Here is a 3,715-nt window from a genome sequence, read left to right as displayed (position 1 = left end):
CGTCCACCGGATTTGGCACCGGCGATTGCAGTGGGCTTATACGCTTATCTGCCGACCTTTAAAGCGAAAAAATCGACCTTTGATGGTTGTCAGCCGGACTTCGCGGAAAACATTGAGCGTTATCTCGCTTATGGACGCGACAACAACTTAACTGCCTCCGAAAGCCTGACCGGGCCGCAAACTGACCGTTCCTCACCGAAAGCCGGCGAAGCGTCGCTGCTGCGGGTGAAAAGCATTGAGCGCGGCGGTATTCGTGTCTCTGGTGCAAAAACCGTTGGTTCGATTGCAGCGCAGGCCAATGAGATCTTCTTTACCAACCTCGGGGGTATTCAGGAAACGCCTGCGGAAGCCTGCATTTGGGGTTCGATTCCCATCAACTCCGACGGCATTCGCATGATCTCACGCGAAATGGTGTCGCATCCGGAAGCCGACCCGTTTGATCATCCAGTCGCGCGTCTGGGCGAAGAAGCCGACCAGTTCATCATCTTCGACAACGTGTTTGTGCCGACTGACCGCATTTTCAATCTCGGCGATCCCTCGGCGATGCAGTATTACGGCCCGGTTTGCACCTTTGCTCACTGGCATGTGCTGACGCGTCTGGCGGTGAAAGCGGAGCTGTTTGTCGGTGCAGGCCAACTGGTGCTGGATGTGCTCGGCACCGGCCGGATTCCTTCGGTGCAGGCGATGCTCGGCGAACTGATTGAGTATGCGCAGACGCTGCGTGCTTTCGTCTATGCCGCTGAAGCCAAAGCGCAGCTGACCGAGGGCGAAGTGATGGCACCGGATGTTGGCATGCTGACGGCGGGGCGTCTCTATTCGATTCAGCACTATCCGCGCATCATCCATATTTTGCAGGAGATGTGTGGACAAGGCCTGGTGATGCGCTTCGGCAAAGCGGCCTTTGACAATCCGGACATCGGCCATTACCTGCGCGATCTGTTGGTTGGCCACGGGGCCAGCGCGATGGAGAAAGAGCAGTTGATGAACTTTATCTGGGACATGACCACCAGTTCGCTGGCAGGCCGCGTAGCGTTGTTCGAAAACGTCAACTCCAGCCCAGCCCCGCGCCTGCGCGCGCGTCTGTATGAAGAAGTAAAACGCGATGTCTTTGTTGACCAGGTGAAGAAGCTGGCGGGTTTAGCGTAATGCAGCCATAAGGTCGCCATTTATGACGACCGCACGTCACTGATGGATAACGGAGAATCGCATGTTTAACGACTATGCAGACTATGACGGTCTGGGGCTGGCTGCACTGATTCGTCAGCGGCAAGTGAGCGCTGAAGAGGTGCTGGAAACCGCAATCAGCCTGTGTGAACAGGGTAATCCAGCGCTGAATGCGGTGGTGCATCCGGCATGGGAACAGGCGCGGCAGCAATTGCGCGACGGTTTACCCGACGGCCCGTTTGCTGGCGTGCCAATGCTGATCAAAAACACCGGTTTTGAGGTCAACGGCCAGCCTTTGTCCAGCGGTTCACACCTGTTTAGCGAGGTCATCTCTACACAGGACAGCACGCTGATTACGCGTTATCGGCAGGCCGGTTTGTTGTTACTGGGCAAATCTAATACGCCGGAATTTGCCCTGAGCTTTACCACCGAGCCGCTGGCTTACGGTGCCACGCGCAATCCGTGGGATCTGACGCGCACGCCGGGCGGATCGTCGGGCGGCTCTGCCGCCGCTGTTGCCGCAGGATGGATGCCGCTCGCCAATGCGTCCGATGGCGCAGGTTCCACGCGTGTTCCGGCGTCACATTGTGGCCTGTTTGGTTTCAAACCTAGCCGCATGCGCAATCCACTTGGCCCGGTAGCAGTTGAAGCCATCGCGGGGATGTCGACGCCACATGCTGTGAGCTGGTCGGTGCGCGATAACGCCGCGCTGCTGGATATCAGCGCCGGTGCTGACCGTGGCGATCCCTATGCTGCACCTGCCAGTGCGCACAGTTATCTTCAGGCCGTGGCTCAGACGCCACGACCGCTGCGTATTGGTTTGATTAGCCGCTCGCCGCTGGGAAATGCTATCGATCCCGACATTTTACAGGTAGTGAATCAGGCGGCCAGCTTGTGCAGCACTCTGGGGCATCAGATTGAACCGGCTGAGTGCCGCTACGATGCCGAAGCCTTAATGCGCGCCTGGCGCATCATTTTGGGTGTGAATGTCGCCAATGGTATGAACAGTTTTGCGACGGCACGTGGCATTAGCAATCCGCTGGCACGCCTGGAGCCGGTCAATCAACAATGGATCCGGGAAGGGCTTAGCTGGCGCGGCACCGACTACTTGTGGGCGGTGAATCAGTTGCACGCCTGCGCCCGTGCGATGGGACAGTTCTTCAACCAGTACGACATTCTGCTGTCGCCGGTCACCAGCGAAGCTGCCCCTTTACTGGGTGTGCTGCGCGGTGATACCGAGGATCTCGATACCTTCTATCAACGCTTCTGGCTGCACGGTCCCTTTACCTGCGTTTTCAATGCTTCCGGCTGTCCGGCGATGAGCGTTCCTCTAGGCATGTCGAGTGCCGGATTGCCGATCGGCGTTCACTTTGGCGCGGCATTTGGAGATGAAACCACGCTGTTTTCGCTGGCGGGGCAACTCGAACAGGCGCAACCCTGGTTCCATCGTCGCCCCTCATTTAACAGGAGTTCCCATGTCTCTGTCTGAGCAGGCCATCTTGGCGTTATCGGCGCGTGAAGTGGCGTCTAAAGTGCAGATGGGTGAATTAACCGCCCGTGCAGCCATCGAAGTGCGTCAGGCGCATATTGCACGCAGTGAACCGACCATTCTGGCGTGGGAAACCTTAGCCAACCAACAGGCCTTACAGGCGGCACAGGCGATTGATGCCCGGCCAGTGAAAGGGGCGCTGGCGGGCGTGGCGATTGGCGTTAAAGACGTGATTGATACCGCTGATCTCGCCACGGGTTACGGTTCGGCGCTGTATCGTGGATTTCGTCCGGCCTGGGATGCCAGCTGTGTCGCGATGGCGCGGCGCGCTGATGCGGTGATCATGGGAAAGACCGTCACCACCGAATTTGCTATGGCCAGCCCGAATCAAACCCGTAATCCGCATAATCCATTACATACGCCGGGCGGTTCATCGAGTGGTTCCTGCGCCGCGGTCGCCGCTAATATGGCGCAGGTTGCTTACGGCACACAAACCTCCGGCTCGATTATCCGTCCCGCTTCTTACTGTGGCGTCGTGGGATACAAACCGAGTTTCGGCACCATTAACAGCACCGGCGCTAAAGTGCTGGCGCATTCGCTGGATACCATCGGCGTCATTACTCGCAACGTACGCGATGCGGGCTTCGCCAGCGCGGTGCTGGCCAGTCGCCCGGAATTAAACGTGGGCGAGGCATCTACCGCGCCACGCATTGCGCTGTTTCGTTCTTCGAACTGGGCGCAGGCGCAGAGTGAATCACAGGCGGCGCTGGAGTTTGCGGCTACGCAGCTGGCTGCCAAAGGCGCACAAGTGAGTGATATCGCCACGCCGCCACACTTCGAGCAGTTGTTCGCCATGCACGATGCGGTGATGGGCTGGGAAGTGGCCCATGCGCTGGCATTTGAGCATCGCCGCAGTGAAATCAGCAGTGTCACCCGACGCTTTCTCGATTTCAAAGCGGAATCCACGTTTGCGCAGTATCAGCAGGCGCAAGCCGCTCTGAGCGAGTGGCGGCGCAAGCTGCAGACGTTAATGGAGGGCTTCGACCTCATTTTGACGCTGGC

General features: G+C 58.4%; 3 protein-coding genes. All 3 read left to right on the top strand.

Annotation, left to right across the window (positions count from 1 at the left end; all coding sequences use genetic code 11):
• Positions 1-1,146: 4-hydroxyphenylacetate 3-hydroxylase C-terminal domain-containing protein (locus RTY00_RS06505; protein WP_312663860.1), on the top strand; the 1,146-nt coding region annotated here is incomplete at its 5' end.
• 61 nt (positions 1,147-1,207) lie between these two features.
• Positions 1,208-2,653 (top strand): amidase, encoded by a 1,446-nt coding sequence (locus tag RTY00_RS06500; protein ID WP_312663859.1) that lies wholly within the window; start codon positions 1,208-1,210, stop codon positions 2,651-2,653.
• Positions 2,640-3,715 (top strand): amidase (locus tag RTY00_RS06495; protein ID WP_312663858.1); only part of this gene is annotated, 1,076 nt, incomplete at its 3' end. The genes RTY00_RS06500 and RTY00_RS06495, both read left to right, overlap by 14 nt.

The sequence above is a fragment of the Pantoea sp. CTOTU49201 genome (assembly GCF_032054795.1).
In the GTDB taxonomy this organism is placed as follows: Bacteria; Pseudomonadota; Gammaproteobacteria; order Enterobacterales; family Enterobacteriaceae; genus Pantoea; species Pantoea symbiotica.
This window is presented reverse-complemented; position numbering and strand designations above follow the sequence as displayed.